A 19,326-nucleotide genomic window follows, 5' to 3' on the forward strand; every position below is an offset into this window, starting at 1 on the left:
CCTATTAAGACCGTGTCTTAAAAACTATCTTGTCCAGGTCCTCCGGCGCTGCAGCGGAACCCGCCGCCTTCAGGTTTTCTTCTTGAATGCGCCTGAAGACCTCTTCCCTCAATATCGAAAGCCCAGGCGGGGCACTGATCCCGATCCGTACCTGACGGCCATTTACATCCAGAACTGTGACCTCTATCTCGGCTCCTATGCGTATCTTTTCCCCTGCCTTTCTGGTCAGGATAAGCATTAGGTCCCCCGCGGCATCTGCCACCCCTCAACCCTGCAGCTGCCTTGGCCTCGCAGCAGGAAAATCCAGGATCTTATATCCTGGCCTCTTGAGACGGCCGCTATCATAATTTCATGATCCGTTTCGACGCAATCATTTCAAGTAATCAACAAGACTGACGTTCATGACCTTTGCAGCCGCGGCAAGGGCCGCCTGATAGCTCGTCTGCTGGGTCGTCAGATCCGTCACAGCCTTGACGATATCTGTATCCTCCACTGATGAAAGACGCTCGGTGTTTGTAAGAACAAGATTATCCGCCATGGACGACTTGTTGGTCAAGGCATTTGACATGGCACCGAGCGTAGCGCTCTGTTGGTTTACATACCCTATTGCCCTATCGATGTCTGAAATCGCAGCGATTATATCAGCCTGATTGTCCGACATCAGACCATTATAAAGGACATTGAGCGAATTGAACACGCCGCCTTCGACAAGGGCCGTATGGCCATCCAGGTTTATCTTCTGTCTCAGACCTGACGCCGCCTGTATGGCTATATCCTCCTGGTTGCCGTTGTATTTGACCGTACCATCAGCCTGCAGGACAAAAGGCGCCTCCCCTGTTGCATAGCCGGTGGTCTTTGTCCCGCCGAACACATAGCGATCTCCCATCTTTGTATTGCCAAGCGCCACCACCTCATCTATGATGGATTTTACCTCCTCGGCTATGGCCTTGCGTGAATTCGCATCCTGGGTGTCGTTCGCCCCTTGAACCGCCAGCGTCTTGGCGCGCGTGAGCCTGTCTTGTATCTGTGACATGGCTGAATCGGTAGCAGTCACCCAGCCCTGCCCATAGGTGATATTGTCTTTATATTGATTCGTGCTGCTGATGACATCCCTGATACCCAAGGCCTCGGTCAGGGCCACGGGGCTGTCCGAAAGGGTACTATATATCTTGCCCGAAGAGATGGACCTGGTTGTCTTCGCCATGTTGTCTGTAAGACGGCTAAGGTCTGTATTTATTTGATCATAGATGGTATTCATGGTTATACGCATATCTTTTGCCCCCTTAACTGGCTTACAGCCTACTCCTTACTGCTTTGCAGCGAGAAGGCTCTGAAACAAGTCATCGGCCACCTTGATCAGCTTGGCCGCAGCCGAGTACGCCTGCTGAAACCTAATGAGATTTGCCATCTCTTCATCGAGCGATACAGCCGATACCGCGTCTCGGCTCGCCTGAAGCCCGTTTACGGCAGACTGGCTAAAGGCATAATCCGATTGAATGCCCTTGGAATCAATGCCCACTGTACCGACAAAACTCTGATAAGCGCTGTTGATGTCCGCCCCATCCAGCCCGGCAATGCCTGCCCGGCTCACATCCCCCATGGCCAGGGCATTCTGGTTGCTTGCAGGCGAAAAGGTCCCACCCTGAGGGGTCGAAATGTCCATGGCACCCAAGAAACCAGAGGGGGTCACAAGATCCTCGGTCAGGGCGAATGCAGCTGCGCTGCCATCAGTCCTGATATTGAGGCCATTGTTGTCAATGCTTGCAACAAGTCCTGGAATTGAATCTATCTTCTTTGCAACGCTTGAAAGACTGTCATATTTTGAGACGGTAATCTGGTTTACGCCGCCTATCTGGTTGCCATTTGCATCATAGAGATAAATGTTGAATTTTCCGCCAGATGTCACGCCCATCAAGAGCTGGTTGAGGGGGCTCGCCGTATTTGAGACCGCATATGCCCCATTAGCCGCCTGGCTGATCTGCCCAAGGCCGAGGGCGTTCAGGACCCCACTCGTATCGGAATCAAGGGCAAATGACTCACCGGAATTTGTGGGCGAGATGACGAGGTGTTGATTTGTTGGATCGGTCGCGTCAATCGAGGCCGAAAGGAAGCCGGTGGCATTTAACTTGCTTACCAACGTATTCAAACTGTCAGTGGCAGCTACGGTTACGGCCGTTGTACCAATCAAATTCTTGTTCACATCATAATGGTTTACAATAAATGAACCATTACGGACAGAGCCGTAGAGCGGAAGGCCCGAAGCGGAAGAATTGAGAGATTGGGTGGGATCCGTCACCCCTTGGAGCGCAGTCATCTGAGGTGTGGCGGTCAACGGAGGCGCATCCGCAGCATCAAGACCCAGATAAGATAGGACGCCCGAGGTGTCTTCAAGGGTGATGCCCTTCCATGCGCTGTTTGCAGCACTGATCGTGAGTTTGCCGTTATTGATGCCCGCACTGAGGCCGCTTACGTTGTTTATGGCATTTACAATGCCATCTATAGAGGTAGTTTTCGGATCGACAGGTATCCTCACAGGATCGATGCCTGCGGTGGTTGGATCCATATCAACAAGCTGGCCGTTCTGGTCATAGACCCAGAGCCTTATCTCACCGGAGGCAAAATTGGTCACAAGCGGGCGGTTCGGATCCGTGACAGTGTTTCCGCTTACAGCCTGACCGGCACCTACGCCCTCCACCTGTGCGGCAGCGACAAGGCGGGGGTCGTTTATAAATGTCTGGTTAACGCCGATTGTGCCTGCGTCATGGCCGGTAAAAAAGCTGTTCATCCCCAAGGCCATAAGCGCCCCAGAGGTGTCCTGCCCAAAGGCGAAGCCTGCTACGCCATTTTGCCCGTTTACACTGATGGTAAGCCTTCCGCCTGCTATGCTTGCCGTAAGACCGACATTGGCAGTATTTATGGCGTTTTGGATATCGGATAGGGTCGTTGAACCCTTTGTGATGTCTATCTTGAGCGGGTCGTTTACACCAGGTGTTGCAGGATTGAGGTCTATGACATTGCCGTTTTTATCATAAAGCCAGATGTCAAAGGAGCCGGTCTGCACGCTGCTTGAAAATGGAAGCCCTGAGGCCCTGTAACTTATGGGCTGGGTTGTGGCAATGACCGTGTTGGAGGCCGTAGTCTCTGTAAGAGGGATAAGACCCACGCCCTGGCTGTGCTGGCTATTTACGGCCTTGATGAGCTCGGATGCCCAGTTGTTCAGCTGCGTAAGATAATTTGGCGGGTAACTTCCATCGAACTTGCCGAGATTCAGGCCTGTCACGCCGCCCGATATGGACTCTATCTGAAATGAGATGGGGAAATTCCCGGGGTTTGTATCTTTGAGTACGAGCCTCCCGTCACTGTTGGGGTACATGTCTACAGTATTGCCAAATGCCGCCTTGACTGCGGTTACAAAATCGCCGATGGTACCTGTCACCGACGAACCCGCCCCAGGACCAGAGCTGTTTGTCCACGTCCATGAGCTATGGTTTGCAGCGGTCGGATCATAGGTATATGTGCCGGTGATAGGCGTGCCATCCTGTCTTGTACCAGAGAACTGGATGGTAAACGGGGCAGTGCCGCTCACCGTTACGCCGTCAATGTTGCTCCATGCGGTTGACGATGCTATGGCTTGTCCGCCTGTTGTATTGGCCTGGGAACCTATGAGCGTCGATGTGTCAGGGGGGCTTATGCGGGACTTGATATCAAGCCAACCTCCGAGCGTACCGTTTTTTATATCTTGGGCTGTAAGCGTCTTAATCTGGCCTGTCGGGCCTTCCCAATTGACACTGCCATCGCTTATGGTCAAATGAGATGACTTATTCCCCTCGACGAGCGGGGATCCTTGGCCTATAAGCACTGTATAGGTACCCTGTTTTGTCTCGAAATAGTGGACATCCGCCAGCTGAGATAGCTGTTTTACGAGTTCGTCCCGTTGATCCCTTAAGTCGTTAGCCTGGTGATTAGATGACTCCATCGAAAGGATCCTGACATTTATATCGGCGATCTGATCTGCGATCTGGTTTATATTTTTCACCGCGGTGTCGATATTCAGATCCACGTTTTTTGAAAGTTGCATTAGTGAATTATAGCGGTCGTTTATTCCCTGGGTTAGAAGACTTGCATTATTTAGGAGCGTTGTCCGCTCAGGTATGCCCTCCGCATTGTTTGCAAGACCATCCCAGCTCGTCCAAAACTGACTCAGCATTCCATTTATGCCGCTTTGATCGACCTCATTAAACACGCCTTCCACAAGCTGCATCCCTGATTGTCTTGCCTGAAGCCCTGACATGACGGATGTCTTGCCGAACAGGGTCTGAGTTATAAAACGGTCATATGCCCTTGTTATCTCGGTAGCGCTTACGCCGTTGCCGATAGGACCAACTGAAGAAGGGGTAGGAAAATTAGGAGACAAAGTGACGCTCTGCCTTGAATAGCCAGGCGTATTTACATTTGATATGTTTTGGGCGGTTATATGGAGATTTACCTGTTCGGCAAGCACTCCTTGATTTGCGACATTCAAAATACTTGTTAGACCTGGCATTATATCACCTCCAGCTTATACCTGCCCTGCATCCCGCCCTTGGTATGGACCCTTGCCTGCGAGTCATAGGTGGCCGGCCTTGCACCTGAAATGCCCTCCATGAATAGTCCGAGGAGGTCATCGACCATCTTGGCCTGGCCGAGCACCCATTTTTCATGACGCCGATTCATCGAAACGATCTCCTTACGCAAAAGCCTCGTCTTAGTCAGCCATGACCCCAGACCTTCGGAATCAGCCCTGTTGGTCAAACTCATGAGTGCATTCCATCGCCCTTCTCTATTCCCCCCGTAATCCACTCCGCACATCTCAAGCATCTTGTCCGCCAGGGCTGCTATAATCCTTTCTAACCCATTTATCTTTTCAGCCTGCCTCTTTTTCTTTTCGGCAATATCGGCAAGCGGCTTGAAGTCGCCCGATCTCAAGACGATCCACTCCTCAATAAGGATGGAGCGCATTTCCTCCCATGCCTGTGTCACAGAATAGGCACGGACCCAAAACGACCTGGGCAGGGCCGGCAAATATCGTACATCTCCTGTTGGCATGCGCCGATTAAGGCTATTTATCTTTCTCGTCTTTGATGTTTCCATATCTGTGCACCAGATTTTTGTAGAGCTCTTTACCTATACCTATGCCCTTTCCCTCAGACAAGACCTTCGAAAGCTGATCTTCAAAGAGGGTGGTGTATATATCCCCTTGAAACCTGGCGCCAAAAAATCCGCCGTTGGACATACTCTTCCTCATCGTCTCAAGCATCTGTTTTATAAACATGGCCTCAAAATCGGCACACACCTTTTTTATCTCCTTATCGCTATGTCCCTTCAAAGAAGAAGTGGTCTCACCAGCGACCCTGACACCTGGTAACTTATTTATCGACTGCGGCAACATGGCTAGATGATCTCCAGATCGGCATGAAGGGCGCCTGCAGCCTTGAGCGAAGTGAAAATGGCTATTAAATCTCTCGGCGTTACGCCTATTGCATTCAAGGCCTTTGCGAGATCTCCTATATTGGGCTGCGTATTGAGCACGATGAGCCTTCCCTTACCTTCCTGCACAGATATCTGGGTATTCGGCGTCACAGCCGTAGCCCCTTGTGAAAACGGCTGGGGCTGTGAAACCCTAGGGCTCTCATTGATCTGGATGCTTAAATCACCATGAGATATAGCCACCTTTGATATTGTAACATCAGATCCCACTACCACGGTCCCGGTCCTTTCATCTAATACCACCTTTGCGACCTGATCCGGCCTGATCTCGACATTTTCGATGGCCGCTATAAGATCTACGATATCCCCCCTGAATTCAGGCGGTACAGTGAGCTTGATGGTCTCGGCATCCACGGCCCTTGCATCCACTCCCCTCAAGACAGAATTGATCGCAATCGCCGTCCGCGATGCGGTTATAAAATCGGGATTATTTAGACTTATCAATATATCAGACCGTTGATTGAGAGCGACCGGGATCTCGCGCTCGACCGTAGCGCCGTTTGCTATCCTTCCGCCTGTGGGGTGATTTTTTTGCACACTCGCCCCAGCCCCCTGTGCCGAAAAGCCACCAATACTGATCGGGCCTTGCGCCACGGCATATATCTTGCCGTCGATCCCTTTGAGCGGGGTCAAAAGCAGGGTCCCGCCCTGCAGGCTCTTTGCATCACCGAGCGACGACACCACCACATCCAACTTCTGGCCTATCTTGCTAAACGGCGGCATCTGGGCTGTGACCATGACGCCTGCGGTATTCTTTACCTTGACCTTCTTCGGGTCTATAATCACTCCCATCCGTTCCATCATGTTGACTATAGATTGGGTGGTGAAGTCCGCTTGCGTCCCGTCTCCGGTGCCGTTCAAACCGACTACCAACCCATACCCGACAAGCTGATTTGTGCGAACGCCGTCTATATCAGCTATGTCTTTAAGACGCACCGCATGCGACGTCCCAACGCACACGAGGATTGTGCATAAAACAATGGGCATGCAGACGGCATGCAACATCGATTTGAAAACAAACGACCCGCCCTTAAACATACCTTGCCTCCATCAAAAAGGCGCGACCATGTCAAGAAGCCTCACAAGCCAACCTGGTCCCTGCTTATCCGACAAAACGCCCCCGCCTGTGTACTCTATCCTGGCGTCCGCCAGACGCGTGGATGGAACTGTGTTGTCGGATGACAAGTCCTTCGGCCTGACGACGCCGGAGAGTGTTAAATACTGTGTCTCGTTGTTGATCTTGAGCTCACGGCTCCCCTCGACCAACAGATTGCCGTCCGGGAGCACCTGAACAACCCGTGCAGAGATAGTACCTGTAAAGGAGGCGTTCCGCGAACTCTTGCCGCTCCCATTGTACTTGTCGGTCGCACTGCCCCCTATGGTGTTTGACGGGTTAACCGTACTGTTCTTGCTGAATATAAGTCCTAATATGCCTGTAAGTCCAAGATTCGCATTCGAATCCTTTTGTGTCTGGGTGGCTGCGTCATTGGCGGCCTTCAGATTCTCAGCTATTAAGATGGTAATCACATCGCCAACGTTCCTGGCCCTGAAATCGGAATATATGCTTCCTTCACGCCCTGGCGTAAAAAGCGACCCTTCATGCGGATGCTCCCGTGGCACCGGTATCTCATAAAATGATGAAGGGACCGGCGTCATTGGACGCTGCGGCTGCGACACACCCGCACAACCCGACAACGTCATCATGGCAGCGGCCATGGCCGCAATATTTACAACAAACACGACCTGGGAGAGAAAGGTTGATCTTTTCGCCCTATTCATCCTATTCATCTTGCACCTCATGCTGCCAAACCAAACCGCTCCCTGTCAAAAACGCACAGAGACAGTCTTTGCGTCCTTTACGACGGCAACTATCTCACGCTTACTCATGATGTTTTGGACCTTTATGGCCTCACCGAGCGCACCATCCTGCATGACCTTACCCGGCGTCGTGATAGTGAAAGAGGGGGAATCAGCTACTATCGTCACAATGTCACCGCGATGGACCACCAGCGGCTGGGCGACCATTCTGTCTGTCAAGATCTGCCCGGGTTGGACAAAACGGGTGAGGGCCAAACCAGTAACCTTGGCAGGATCGTCAAAAAAACTGTCATAAATCCTGGAAATCGGTTGGCGGATCATATTTATATCATCCAAAGATAAGATATGCCCTTTTGGAAGCGCCTTCGCCGCGCAGACAACAGGACGATATATCTCCACAAAACCACAACCCCTTACCCTATGTTTAATCTTGCCGTCCACTTTTACTGTGAAGATACAGGTGAACATCCCAAGGGGGCGCTCGCCAGCAGGGGCCTCAGTCTCTATCTCGACCTTTCCGCTGGGCACGGTCACCTCCGGCGGAAAGGTCTGAAACCTCATGATCTCAATCTCACCATCAGCCCAAGGGATGCGCCTTGATATCTCCTGCCTGAAATAACGACTGAAATCATCGGTCGTTATCGTCTTTTGAGACTGTGCAACCTGACCTTGATCAGCGGCCGCAAGGTCATGACCCAGTAGCAGGATGGCCGAAATCATAAAAAAAATGACACGCAAAAGACAACGGAGCTCGCCGGACATCAGGCCTTTTTTTATCATTTTACATCATCCCCCTTTCAACGCCTCAGGTCTAACGTCTCAGATTGTCTGCCAGGCTGAGCATTTCATCAGCCGCCTGCACCGCCTTTGAATTGAGCTCATAGGCACGCTGGGTCACGATCATGTCCACCATCTCCTTTACCACATCGACATTGGACTGCTCTAAAAAACCCTGGGCAATTGTGCCGAAGCTGTCGGTCCCAGGGGTGCCCTCCACTGGATCACCTGAGGCCTGAGTCACGCGATAGAGATTCCTGCCTATGCTAGAAAGGCCTGCAGGATTGGCGAAATCATATATAGAAAGCTGGACGGATGCGAGCGGATTGCCGTTTTTGTCCGACGCAGTCAGCATCCCATAAGGGTTTATATTGATGGTGGTCGTACCCTGTGGTACGGAAAACTCAGGCTGAAGTCTGTCCCCGCCTGACGTAACGATATAGCCGTCTCTATCGAGCTTAAAGTCCCCGGCCCTCGTATAGAGCTCCTCGCCATTGCTTATCACCTTGAAAAATCCCCTCCCCTCTATGGCCCAATCAAGATCATTGCCGGTATGCTGATAATCACCTTGGGTGAATATCTTTTCAACTGAACTTAACCTAGAGCCCATACCAATCTGTATGCCGGTCGGGACCTGCGTCCCATCGGCATTCTGCACGCCAGGGGTCTGTATCGTCTGATACAAAAGATCTTCAAAGTCAGCCTGGCTCCTCTTGAAGGCAACTGTATTAACGTTGGCCATATTATTGGCTATTACATCAAGATTGGTTTGCATACTGTTCATGCCCGACGCGGCAGACCAAAGCGCCCTTATCATAAGCCACCTCCGTTTATATCTGGAATAAATAACATCTGTCGTCTATCAACCTACCCTGCCTATATCATTGGCTGCATGCCCATCCATCTGGTCAAGCGCCTGAAGGGTCTTCTGTTGCGCCTCAAAGGCCCTGTAGATATCCAGAAGATTCACCATCTCCTCCACCGGATTCACGTTCGAACCTTCTAAAAAACCCTGTTTTATCAGGGCGGATGCAGGCATGGCATTACCGGAAGCCGCGGTTTGGGCATAGAGATTGCCACCCAACCTCTCAAGCGCCTGAGGATTCTTGAAATTAACCACATCGAGCTGTCCGACATCTGTCTCGTCAACCCAAAACCTGCCGTCCTTACTCAACCATATCCCTTTTCCGGTCGTATCATCGAGGACTATCGGGACCCCTCCTCCAAGCACTGGATACCCTTCTTGAGTAACAAGCTGTTTATTGGCATCCAAGGTGAAGTTCCCGGCCCTGGTATATCTAACGCCCTGCGGCGTCTGCACAACAAAAAAACCATCACCCTCTATGGCAAAATCAAGCGGGTTGTTGGTCTCTTTCATTGTGCCTTGACTCAGATCAGATCGGACCACCTCTTTTTTTGCAGTCCTCTCCGTCCCGTCAACCTGGGGCAAAAGATACTCCTCGAAGGTCATGGACTGTCTTTTGAAGCCTAGCGTGGAGACATTCGCCATATTATTGGCGCTCATCTGAAGCTTTCGATCAAGTATATCGGCGTCCTCGAGGGCCTCTATATGACCCAGCCTGGTATGGGGATGCAGCCCGATTGAAAAAAACATGCTTTTTCTCCTTACAGGTCATATCTCGAATAAAAGTTTATGCAATGCCCATGCCTAAATTCAGCTGGTGATGCATTTGAGACCGACAAAAAATTCTCAAACAAAACAAGATATTATCCCATCCAACAAGGTCACAGCTTGGCAACCGGAATAGATCAAAATGGAGCACGGCATTTTATTCCTACCATCAGGATCCGCTCCGGCATCCACCGTGCATGATGGCACCAATTGCAGAATCAATCACGACAAGATAAAAGTGTGTCCTAGGGGATGACCTAAAGAGATCGGGAAAATGGATTTTAGGTGATATAAGCTACATATTATTTATTATTGATGGCCTTATTGTTCACCTTGTATATCCAGGCCAATATCTCGGCCACAACCGCATAGGTGTCTGGAGGTATCGCAGCGTTCAATTCAAGGCGCGAAAGCACCTCAACCAAGTCGGAATCTTGACGCACAGGGACACCGGACGCCCTTGCTATCTCCAATATCTTCTCGGCAACAAGCCCCTCACCCTTTGCAGTCACCCTGGGGGCGATGTCTTTCTCAGCGTCATAGCTCAAGGCTACAGCCTTTTTTCGTTCTGCAGTCTGTCTCTTCATGTCAGAATCACGTCACCAAGTCTATAAAGCCTGGTCCGCCTACACCTTCGACAAAGGGCCCGATGAATTCGGCCTGATTGGCCTCGTCAATAGGGATGATCCCGGATATCTCAAATCTGAATCCTAGACGCTGTAGGGCATTCTTTAATTCCGGGAGATCGGCCCTTATCCTGGGGAGGGCATCATGATCAGCCGCAATCATCATGTTCAATAAACCCCTGCCCATAGTGACGTGCATCATAACCGCTCCAAGACCCCTAAGCGTCAAATCGAAGATCAGGTGCGAAACCGGACCATCAGATCGCCCTTCAGGACCGCCTTCGGCACCCCCTTCAAACCAAAATGAGACATCTCCAAGGCCGGCACCCCCTTCAAACCAAAATGGGACTATGAAAAATGGGATGTCGAGATGGGCTCGGACTTGACTTTGGTAGTTTTGAACGACATCCACATGAGAAGACAAGGCCTTAAGGCCGTCAGCGACATCCTCTAATGCCTTGTCTTTCATATCTATACCAGCGTCGGATATATGACCTTGCCCGACACGTCGACTATCATCAAAGGTATCATCAAAGGTCGTCTGTCGCGCCCCATCGGATGGCCTGTCCGAACCAAAATAAAACCGCACTCGGCCCTTTGCATCTAATACCCGGCCAGCTTGAGACACCTCTTGGCCTTTTTCCCCGGCATTATGCTTCACCTGAACCTGTTGTCCAGGCCACTTAAGAGGTACATCCGGCCCAGACACACCGGCTTCGGCCTGAATAATGTCCGAAACTGCGCGTGCAAGTGGCCCAGCTCGGTCGGCCGGCGCATTGCTTAAGGCAGATTGATTATCCAGGTGAGGGCTGGAAATTTTTACATACATGCCATCAGCCACGATCCCTTGCGGCGCCTTTTCAAAAAGGGAGGGTTGGGCCTGCCCATTTGGGGCGGCATCCACGGATGGCACATCCAGTAACCCAGCCTTGCCGGTAGGCTGAGACAAACCGTCTTGGGCCCTGACATATACACCCTGCGATCTGGTCTGCAATGTCCTTGACGGATCTTGCTGCACCACCCGGCCAGGGATTCCGTCTATATCCGCAGTCGCCGTCCTGATCTCTGATCCATGGCCCTCGACTGCAACGCCATCGGCGTCGACACGACCGTCCTGACCCTTGGCACCAGCCAATCCATCCAGGAGATTTTTCAATACAATCCGCAAGGAAGGCAGTTGCTGTGGTGAGGATTCAAACTTGCCGCTGGATAGACCTGGGGCTCCACCCGCAGTCGCCATGGTAAACGAGATCCTGACCTTATCGGGATCGGCTTTCCCGCCATAAGAAAGTGCATCGACTACAAAGGAGGCCGCCTTGATGGCATTTTTCAAACCACCCGCCGCCGTATCTTCGGCGGACAAGATCCCGACTCCATGCTGTTGCGGCAGCTCAAGGTCTTTGGTGTAACCCGCCAAACCGTCAAAGAGCCTTGAAAAGGCCTGTGAAGCCCTTAAAACATCGGCCCTGACCGCCATCGAGGCCAACGTCAACTGTCTGTCGCCCTGTACGCTGGCCTGCGATTCGGAGGAAACGAGCCTTACCCTTACAGGTGTGCCAGACTCTAGTATACGAAGGCGCACCTTGGTACCTGCCGAAGGCAGCAAATCTACATCGGCCCTTGCCTTGACGACATCGCCCTTGATCGAGATCAAGCTCAGTCCGCCTTTCGTCTCAAGCACAAGCCCATCAACTTCTGCACCGGGCCTTGCCCAGTCTGGAACAGCAACAGATGACCTATCACCTGTGCCCAGGTCTTGAAGTGTACTGGTCTGGTCATCTGTCAGACCTCTAACCCCAAAAAGCAAGAGTAGCTCAGAAATGGTCCCGACCAAAAGGCATCCCCTTTCTTAAAGACTTCATACCATCTTTTCGGAAAGCGGCTGCAAATCATAAATTTTTGATGGCATCGCAAGAAGTCGCCAACCGCCGTGTTGCGCTGCATCCTTCGTCACTGTAGCGTACAAAAAGTACGCCTTTCCTCAGGATCTTCACGTCTTGCATTTGACGATTTTTGCTTAGCCATCTCATATAATTAATGGCCTTTTACGAGATCATATTACGAGATCATAAATTTTGAAGGGAAAAGATCTGAGAGAAGGATCCGGAGATCAGACCATCCCACGCATACGGATGGCAAGGGCCTGTGCATCTATGCCCTGCATGACGTACAATTCCTTCGGGCTCCCTGATGAACCATAGTGCGTGACACCGACGGCTGCAAAATGCTGACTTATACCCTCCTCCGCAAGTATCTGCGCCACGATGGCACCCAGACCTGTATGTACAATGTGGTCCTCGACCGTCAATACAGGTCCGCGTCGTGCCGCCTTTATTATTGCATCCCTATCAATCGGCTTAATGGACGCCATATTCAAAACACCGGCGGAAATCCCCTCTTCAGCCAAAATCTCCCTTGCCTTCAACACCTCGGAGACCGCTGTGCCGTAGGTAATAAAGGTGGCACTGTCCCCTGACCTCAACCAATCCGCCTTTCCTGGTTTGAAGACATAGTCTTCTCCGAAAAATGGGGCACCGAAATCATCTGTTATGACAGGCAGCTTAGACCTCCCCATCCCTACAAACACATTTCCTGGATGAGTTGCCACATAGCGGATAATCCGATCGGTCTGATTCGCATCCGCCGGCATAAATATTGAAAAACCAAAGAGATTCCTAAAAAGCCCTATGTAATCAAGACACTGATGGGTAGGACCGTCTTCCCCCACATCCAAACCTACATGTGTTGCGACAACCTTCAAATAGGTTTCATTCAGGTCGTTTAAACGGTGTTGATTATATGTCTCGGCCGCTGCAAAGACCCCAAATGTGCTGAAAAATACACAAAACCCCTCGCGACTCAATGCCCCTGCACAGGCCACTGCATGGTGCTCCTGGATCCCGGCCTCAAAAAAGGCGTTGGGTGAAACCGCCCTGAAACCGCTCATCTTGACCGAACTTTCAAGGTCGCAACTGAAACCGACTATCTTTGGGACGGAACCCGGCGGGTTATTGGCCACGGCCAGCCCTTTCAGGGCTGCACCATAGGCCGAACGGCAATCGACCTTTTCATCAGGGCCGTAAACTATAGGTGCCGCAGGGTCTATGGCCGGCCATTTGACAGGATGATCCAGGTCTGCGGCCTGGATCATCCTGTGACCCCTGCGCCTGTCGATCCATTCGTCCAAAAGGCTGGGTGCAAATCCAATCTCAGAGAGGGCCTTTTTCGCGTCATCCGGCCGAAGGGTCGAGCCGTGATATTTGGCCTTGTTCTCCATGAACGATATACCCTTGCCCATCACAGTCCTGGCTACCAGGACCGTCGGGCGCGCCGGATCAAGGTCTTCGTGCAGCCATGCCCTCCTCAACGCCTTAAACAGACATTGGAAATCATTGCCGTCAGGTACATATAACACATTCCATCCGGCTGCAGCATACTCATCACGTACCCTTGTCGGCATGACATCTTCTGTGGACCCACCTATCTGTAAGTGATTTCGATCAACAATACCTATAAGGCCGGCCTGGCCATATTTAGCGGCAAATCTCCTGGCCTCTGCCACCTGGCCCTTCTGTTGCTCCCCGTCTCCCATCATAACGATGGTCTTTCCTGGAGAACCACGTAATTCCTGACCGAGTCTCAGCCCGGTCCCGACCGAAAGACCTTGCCCCAAATTACCCGTATTCCACTCTACACCCTTCACCCCTTGCTCTACATGACCGGCACATGCCGAACCGGCCCGGCGGAATTCAGTTAGGAACTGCTCCTCCGATATATAACTATACTCAGCCAATACGCTGTATACACCAGGAGATATGTGCCCTATACTGATGACGATCCTATCTCTGTCCTCCCAAGACGGCTCATCCGGCCTATGCCTTGTAACCGCATAGAGCAACAACAGGATATGGAGTGAAGACAAAGAACCGCCCGGATGACCGCTGCCGGCCAACGTCGTGGAAAGGATGACACGTGCCGCACACCTCCTCCACATAGCCTCCAAATTCATCAACTGATCATCAACAAGGTATTTCTGCTGTTCAATGTCTATGTGAAACATAAAAAATGCACCTGAAAGATTACTTGGATTTGGAGGGTTGCGACTGACCGGCGCTCTCCTGGTCGTAGGCCTTGATTACCGAATCTGTTATATCAATGGCTGGTGAGACATAATAGAGGCCTGGCATGTTGCTTTCCAAAATAATGGAGTAACCGCCACTCTCTCCTATCTTGGTGACCACCTTTTCGAGTACCTTTAGAATAGGCTCCATCACCTTGGCCTCAGCCTTGCGCATCTCAAGCTGAGCATCATCGCTCTGCTCCTTGAAGTCCCTCACCATCTTTTTATATTCGAGCTCCTTCTCCGTCCTCGCCTCCTCGCTCATAAGAGGGGCCTTTTTTTCGAAATCGTCCTTAAAGGCCTTGATTGCATCCTGTTTAGCCTGCAATATCTTTTGCAGATGCTCGAACTGCTGATTAAGCTGAGACGTGGCCTTCCGCCCCACCTTTGACTCCCTTACCACCTTTTGCATGTTAATAACCGCTATCTTCGGTGCGGCAGAGGCCTCTGCTGCCTCTGAAAAAGACGGGACAAGACAGATGGATCCAAAAAATAAAATCAACATTAGGTTACGAACAAAGCATCTCATATAAAAACCACCCCTTTTTTGACAAAAAAGACCACAGCGCCCATAAGTTAGGATGCTGTGGTCTTTTTTTAAATTAAATCAATCCAAACTTTTACTTATTGACGATGACAAAATCATCTCTACGATTTTTTGCCCAGGCTGCCTCGTTGTGGCCTGGATCAAGTGGCCGTTCCTTGCCGAAGCTTACGACATCCATACGGTCAGCCGCTACACCGAGCTTTGTAAGGTACGCCTTTGCACTCTTCGCCCTTTTTTCGCCAAGGGCAAGGTTGTATTCGGCAGAGCCGCGCTCATCACAGTTACCCTGGATCTCGATCTTTATCTGCGGATTGTCCATCAGGAACTTGGCGTTGTTGTCAATCCTGGACTTCATGTCGTTTCTGATATTGTAACGATCAAAATCAAAATAGATTGGCAGCATCGGGGCACTTGTCCTCCCCTCTGAGATCTGTGCGGCGGTCTTTATGCCCTCTTCAGGCGGCGCCTCGTTATTTACCGTTGACTCCGTTGTGGCAGGGGCCTGGCTTACCTCCGGGGCCGGCGGAATCGGCTTTTTCTTGGCGCAACCTGAAAAAGCGGCAACCATCATCAAAGATACGGCAACCATAAACAATAATCTGAATCTCTCTTTGCCTCTAAACATCTTTTTCTACCTCCCAAATTTACTTTATTTTTTATTGCCTGCTGCTTGATCAGCAAAAAAATCTGAAAAATATATTAAAATAAGTTTTTTATAAAATTCAAGAACTTTTTACAAAAACCATAAAAAACTCTATCAATCAATTCCTCCTATCCATCAATGCACTGAAGCCGACAACGCAAAATTGATATTTTTAGAATAATCCCTCACACCGGCGACTATACCGTCTGCAATCTTGTCCAGATAGGCATCGTCTCTTAAAAGTTCCTCTTCCTTTGGGTTGCTTATAAACGAGGTCTCAACAAGAATTGACGGCATCTGTGCCCCAATCAAGACAAAAAACGGCGCCTGCTTAACCCCAAGGTTTTTGACGTCACCAAATCTACCGTCCAACGAATGTACAAGGTCTTTCTGGACAAAAGCGGCAAGCCTCGCCGACTCATTTACCTTGGTATTTTTAAGGATTTTGTTTAAAATGGATCGAAGCTCACCCACCCTTTTGCTGGATGTGGCGTTTTCAAGGGCCGCAACCCGCATGGCGTCTTCATCTACGGCAAAATTAAGAAAATATGTCTCAACCCCAGCAGTGGTGGGGTTGGGCGCCGAATTGGCATGAATGGAGATAAAGAGATCGGCCTTTTCAGCATTAGCGATGGCGGTCCTCTGTTCGAGCGGCAAAAATACATCGCTGTGTCTAGTAAGGACAACATCGCAGCCCAGTTCATTCTTAAGCCTTTCAGCCACTTTGCGTGCGATCTTAAGGGTCACATCTTTTTCCTGAAGGCCGGTAGGCCCTATAGCGCCCGGATCTTTCCCGCCATGACCTGGGTCTATGACCACCCTCCTCACACAAAGGCCCAACTGCTGGGCTATGGAAAGACCCTTTCCCTTAACGATGCCATTGCCCTTAATAGACGGACCTGCGACCTTTTTACCCTGTTCAGCAGATACTTCACCCTTTTCAACAGGACAAACAGTCTTTTTTGCATATTGTTCACTAAAGGCGTCGATTATAACCCTGAACGGATCTTCAAGATAAAAGGCCTTGATCTTGCGGCTCCCGCCGAGGTCGCATACCACTCTCACCGTAGTTCTATCAAATTGACCTACCCTTACACCCTTTAAAAGTCCATCTCTTATATCAACTGCAGTGGGTAGACCTTTCTTTATTATAGCTGGCCTGATATCTATATAAAAACGAGGTGGCAACCCCTTTGGCCTGTTGGCAGGCAGAAACCCTTCCTTAAATGTAACAGGGCCTGTGGTATCAATAACTATCCTTGTATAATCAGAGACGGACCAGTGCCTTATGTCGGTAACCTCCCGCATCCCTGTCTCTTTTTCAGGTATTAGCGCAGGGATTTCGGCGGATCGAACTTCATTGTAAGGATATTTGCCGAGTACGGCCTCATTGACCCCGAGAGATGCGAGCTCCTTCTTGGCCCTATCCACTTGATCGCCGTTTGGATATTGTTCGATTATCCTCTTGAGCGCACCCTTGGCTGACGCAACATCGCCCTTCATGAGATAAAGCCCGGAAAGCAAATATAGGGCGTCATCAGCGAGTCGATGTCTGGGAAACCTCTCTACAAGGACCTCGTAGCGCTTTATAGCCTCCTCCAGGTCTTCCCCGGATTTGGAATGATCGTATAAATTATTATAACACCTGCCCATCATGTATAAAATCTTGGGCGTGACATCTTGATCGTCTGGATATTTGAAATAAACGGCTCTGAACTCCTTGATCAACCTCTGCCACTCCGCCGCCTGACTACACAGCGTTGGAGACTCGACAAGCCTGTCATATTTGGTCTTGACCTTGACATAACTGGCCTCTGCCTTATCAATACCCTGACCTTGATGCGGACGTGACTGCCGAGCGTATAACTGGCCTTGGCCCAAAAGTGCAACGGCCGACATCGTCAATATTACAAAAAACAATCTCGCAATGTAAATGCGGCGGAATCTCACGGATCTTACCTTGCTTGCCGGATATCTTTCATCAATAAATATTTGCCTGACATGCCTATCACTGTTTATAATCGACTATCCAGCATACTGGATTTTGAAAGGCCATTGGGCATCGGTCGACCTCGACCCCTTCTCTCAAGCCCCAAAATATCCCTTTCAGAGGAGGCCTCAAGCGCTATCAACCAATAAAGTCTATTATACAACTGTATCTTCTTGCGACATTCATGGCTAATCCAATGCGAATCTTCAACTAGATTATAAAAATATGAATCAACCCCGAAAAAACCGTCCAACATATGGGTTGCAATGTGCAGGAGTTTGCTGAGATATCCCTGAGGCAGCTCCCTGAGTTCTGGGATAGATTTAAAGCCCGCCCTGGAAAGCTCTGAAAGAAAACCATCCAGGACCGCCCTATTCTCCGCTATGCCCATATCCACCCTTACCCAAAAGTCTCTATGCACAGCCGAAAGGCTCCTTGGCTCAAGGATATAGATACTCTTATACGAAATCAGCTTATATAGCTCAAAAAAGCGCAGGGCTTTTTCCTTGCAAACCTCAAAGCCATCTCCCTCTACCAACAACTCGTGATAAAATTCCATGAATTGCTATTTTGCCCCACATCATCATAAAACTCAAGGCCACCTTTGAGGTAGATTGTATAAGTTTTTAATTAAATAGTTTTGCTGCATAAACCACCTTCAACCCATGATCGCGACTATTTAAAAAAATAAACTTCATGCTACCATAAAGCCAACCTTTTAAGGACATATATTTGTGCAGCCTTTTAATAAACGCATTGCAATAATGCTCCCCTTTGGTTTTTCGTCAGGCCTTCCCCTTGCACTTACCGGTGCAACACTCCAGGCATGGCTTGCGACCTCGGCGGTCGATATAAAAACCATAGGCCTGTTCTCCCTCGCAGGCCTTCCATATGCCATAAAATTTCTCTGGTCTCCGATCATGGACCGCTTTTCCATACCTTGGTTGGGTAGAAGAAGGGGGTGGATATTCCTCGCCCAGATCCTTCTGTCTATAGGCCTCGCCTTTATGGCCACATTGTCACCTGCTGAAAACCAGATGGTAATGGGATGGACCGCATTCATTATTGCATTCCTCTCGGCGTCTCAGGACATCGCCATAGATGCCTATCGCGCCGATGTCCTTAGACAGGAAGAAAGGGGTCTCGGGGTGGCCATGACAGTCACGGGCTACAGGATTGCTATGCTGGTCTCAGGGGCACTCGCCTTAATCCTTTCCGACCGGATAGGTTGGATGAATACCTATCGTGTGATGGCCGCATTCATGGCTGTTTCGATTATAATAACCATTTCAAGCCCTAAAACCGATGGAGAGACAAGGCCGCCGCGTGACATAAACGAGGCCATTGCAGGGCCACTGAAGGAGTTCTTCTCACGAAGGAATGCCCTGTTTTTCATACTCTTTATCATACTCTACAAACTGCCCGACGCATTCGCTAGTTCACTCATCACGGCCTTTTTGATAAAAGGACCAGGTTTTTCGCCGACCGAGGTGGGAACGGTAAACAAGGCCCTGGGGCTCGCATCCACCATGGCAGGGGCCTTTCTGGGCGGCTGGCTTATGAGGCGTATGGGGCTATTCAGGTCGCTCCTTTATTTCGGCGTCTTTCAGGCCATATCGAGCCTTTGGTTTACGGCCCTCGCCATC

The 19,326-nt window shown here is 50.4% G+C and carries 18 protein-coding genes; 1 reads left to right on the forward strand and 17 read right to left on the reverse strand.

Annotated features, from left to right (window positions below; all coding sequences use genetic code 11):
* Window positions 1–4 precede the first annotated feature (4 nt).
* The 17 genes from csrA to ACP5SG_RS01020 form a co-directional block, all read right to left on the reverse strand.
* Entirely contained in the window at window positions 5–238 is a 234-nt protein-coding gene (gene csrA, locus ACP5SG_RS00940) for a carbon storage regulator CsrA (RefSeq protein ID WP_237888659.1), read from the reverse strand.
* Between the two features lie 132 nt (window positions 239–370).
* Window positions 371–1,270 carry a flagellar hook-associated protein FlgL gene (gene flgL, locus ACP5SG_RS00945; protein WP_237888660.1) on the reverse strand — a complete coding sequence of 300 codons (900 nt, stop codon included), beginning with the start codon at window positions 1,268–1,270 and terminating at the stop codon, window positions 371–373.
* 36 nt (window positions 1,271–1,306) lie between these two features.
* On the reverse strand, window positions 1,307–4,543 hold the full coding sequence (flgK, locus tag ACP5SG_RS00950) for a flagellar hook-associated protein FlgK (protein WP_428121141.1): 3,237 nt from the start codon (window positions 4,541–4,543) through the stop codon (window positions 1,307–1,309).
* On the reverse strand, window positions 4,543–5,085 hold the full coding sequence (locus ACP5SG_RS00955; protein WP_428121144.1) for a hypothetical protein: 543 nt from the start codon (window positions 5,083–5,085) through the stop codon (window positions 4,543–4,545). The genes flgK and ACP5SG_RS00955 overlap by 1 nt, the downstream gene beginning before the upstream one ends.
* 13 nt (window positions 5,086–5,098) lie before the next feature.
* On the reverse strand, window positions 5,099–5,428 hold the full coding sequence (locus ACP5SG_RS00960) for a rod-binding protein (protein WP_237888663.1): 330 nt from the start codon (window positions 5,426–5,428) through the stop codon (window positions 5,099–5,101).
* Window positions 5,429–5,430: 2 nt separating this feature from the next.
* Entirely contained in the window at window positions 5,431–6,513 is a 1,083-nt protein-coding gene (locus ACP5SG_RS00965) for a flagellar basal body P-ring protein FlgI (RefSeq protein ID WP_424661493.1), read from the reverse strand.
* A 63-nt stretch (window positions 6,514–6,576) separates the two neighbouring features.
* The gene (locus tag ACP5SG_RS00970; protein ID WP_424661485.1) at window positions 6,577–7,314 is read right to left on the reverse strand and encodes a flagellar basal body L-ring protein FlgH; all 738 of its coding nucleotides are present in this window, start codon (window positions 7,312–7,314) and stop codon (window positions 6,577–6,579) included.
* A 36-nt stretch (window positions 7,315–7,350) separates the two neighbouring features.
* The gene (gene flgA / locus ACP5SG_RS00975) at window positions 7,351–8,124 is read right to left on the reverse strand and encodes a flagellar basal body P-ring formation chaperone FlgA (protein ID WP_237888665.1); all 774 of its coding nucleotides are present in this window, start codon (window positions 8,122–8,124) and stop codon (window positions 7,351–7,353) included.
* A gap of 31 nt (window positions 8,125–8,155) precedes the next feature.
* The gene (gene flgG / locus ACP5SG_RS00980; protein ID WP_424661486.1) at window positions 8,156–8,938 is read right to left on the reverse strand and encodes a flagellar basal-body rod protein FlgG; all 783 of its coding nucleotides are present in this window, start codon (window positions 8,936–8,938) and stop codon (window positions 8,156–8,158) included.
* A gap of 45 nt (window positions 8,939–8,983) precedes the next feature.
* Window positions 8,984–9,736: a flagellar basal-body rod protein FlgF gene (flgF, locus tag ACP5SG_RS00985; protein WP_424661487.1), complete on the reverse strand. Its 753-nt coding sequence runs from the start codon at window positions 9,734–9,736 to the stop codon at window positions 8,984–8,986.
* Between the two features lie 320 nt (window positions 9,737–10,056).
* Window positions 10,057–10,341, reverse strand: a complete 285-nt coding sequence (locus ACP5SG_RS00990; RefSeq protein WP_237888668.1) for an EscU/YscU/HrcU family type III secretion system export apparatus switch protein — start codon at window positions 10,339–10,341, stop codon at window positions 10,057–10,059.
* A gap of 7 nt (window positions 10,342–10,348) precedes the next feature.
* Window positions 10,349–12,214, reverse strand: a complete 1,866-nt coding sequence (locus ACP5SG_RS00995; protein WP_428121161.1) for a flagellar hook-length control protein FliK — start codon at window positions 12,212–12,214, stop codon at window positions 10,349–10,351.
* A gap of 276 nt (window positions 12,215–12,490) precedes the next feature.
* Entirely contained in the window at window positions 12,491–14,440 is a 1,950-nt protein-coding gene (locus ACP5SG_RS01000) for a transketolase (RefSeq protein WP_424661489.1), read from the reverse strand.
* 19 nt (window positions 14,441–14,459) lie between these two features.
* Entirely contained in the window at window positions 14,460–15,005 is a 546-nt protein-coding gene (locus ACP5SG_RS01005) for an OmpH family outer membrane protein (RefSeq protein WP_428121165.1), read from the reverse strand.
* 115 nt (window positions 15,006–15,120) lie between these two features.
* Window positions 15,121–15,672: a peptidoglycan-associated lipoprotein Pal gene (gene pal / locus ACP5SG_RS01010; protein ID WP_237888672.1), complete on the reverse strand. Its 552-nt coding sequence runs from the start codon at window positions 15,670–15,672 to the stop codon at window positions 15,121–15,123.
* 153 nt (window positions 15,673–15,825) lie between these two features.
* Window positions 15,826–17,589 (reverse strand): N-acetylmuramoyl-L-alanine amidase, encoded by a 1,764-nt coding sequence (locus ACP5SG_RS01015; protein ID WP_424661491.1) that lies wholly within the window; start codon window positions 17,587–17,589, stop codon window positions 15,826–15,828.
* Between the two features lie 116 nt (window positions 17,590–17,705).
* A complete protein-coding gene (locus ACP5SG_RS01020) occupies window positions 17,706–18,239 on the reverse strand; it encodes a hypothetical protein (protein ID WP_237888674.1) in 534 nt (177 codons plus the stop codon).
* Window positions 18,240–18,414: 175 nt separating this feature from the next.
* On the opposite strand from ACP5SG_RS01020, the gene ACP5SG_RS01025 reads away from it, so the two are divergent.
* Window positions 18,415–19,326, forward strand: a 912-nt coding sequence (locus ACP5SG_RS01025; protein ID WP_424661492.1) for an AmpG family muropeptide MFS transporter, incomplete at its 3' end; no start/stop codon positions are given.

The sequence above is a fragment of the Dissulfurimicrobium sp. genome, assembly GCF_049968175.1.
Taxonomy (GTDB): domain Bacteria; phylum Desulfobacterota; class Dissulfuribacteria; order Dissulfuribacterales; family Sh68; genus Dissulfurimicrobium; species Dissulfurimicrobium hydrothermale.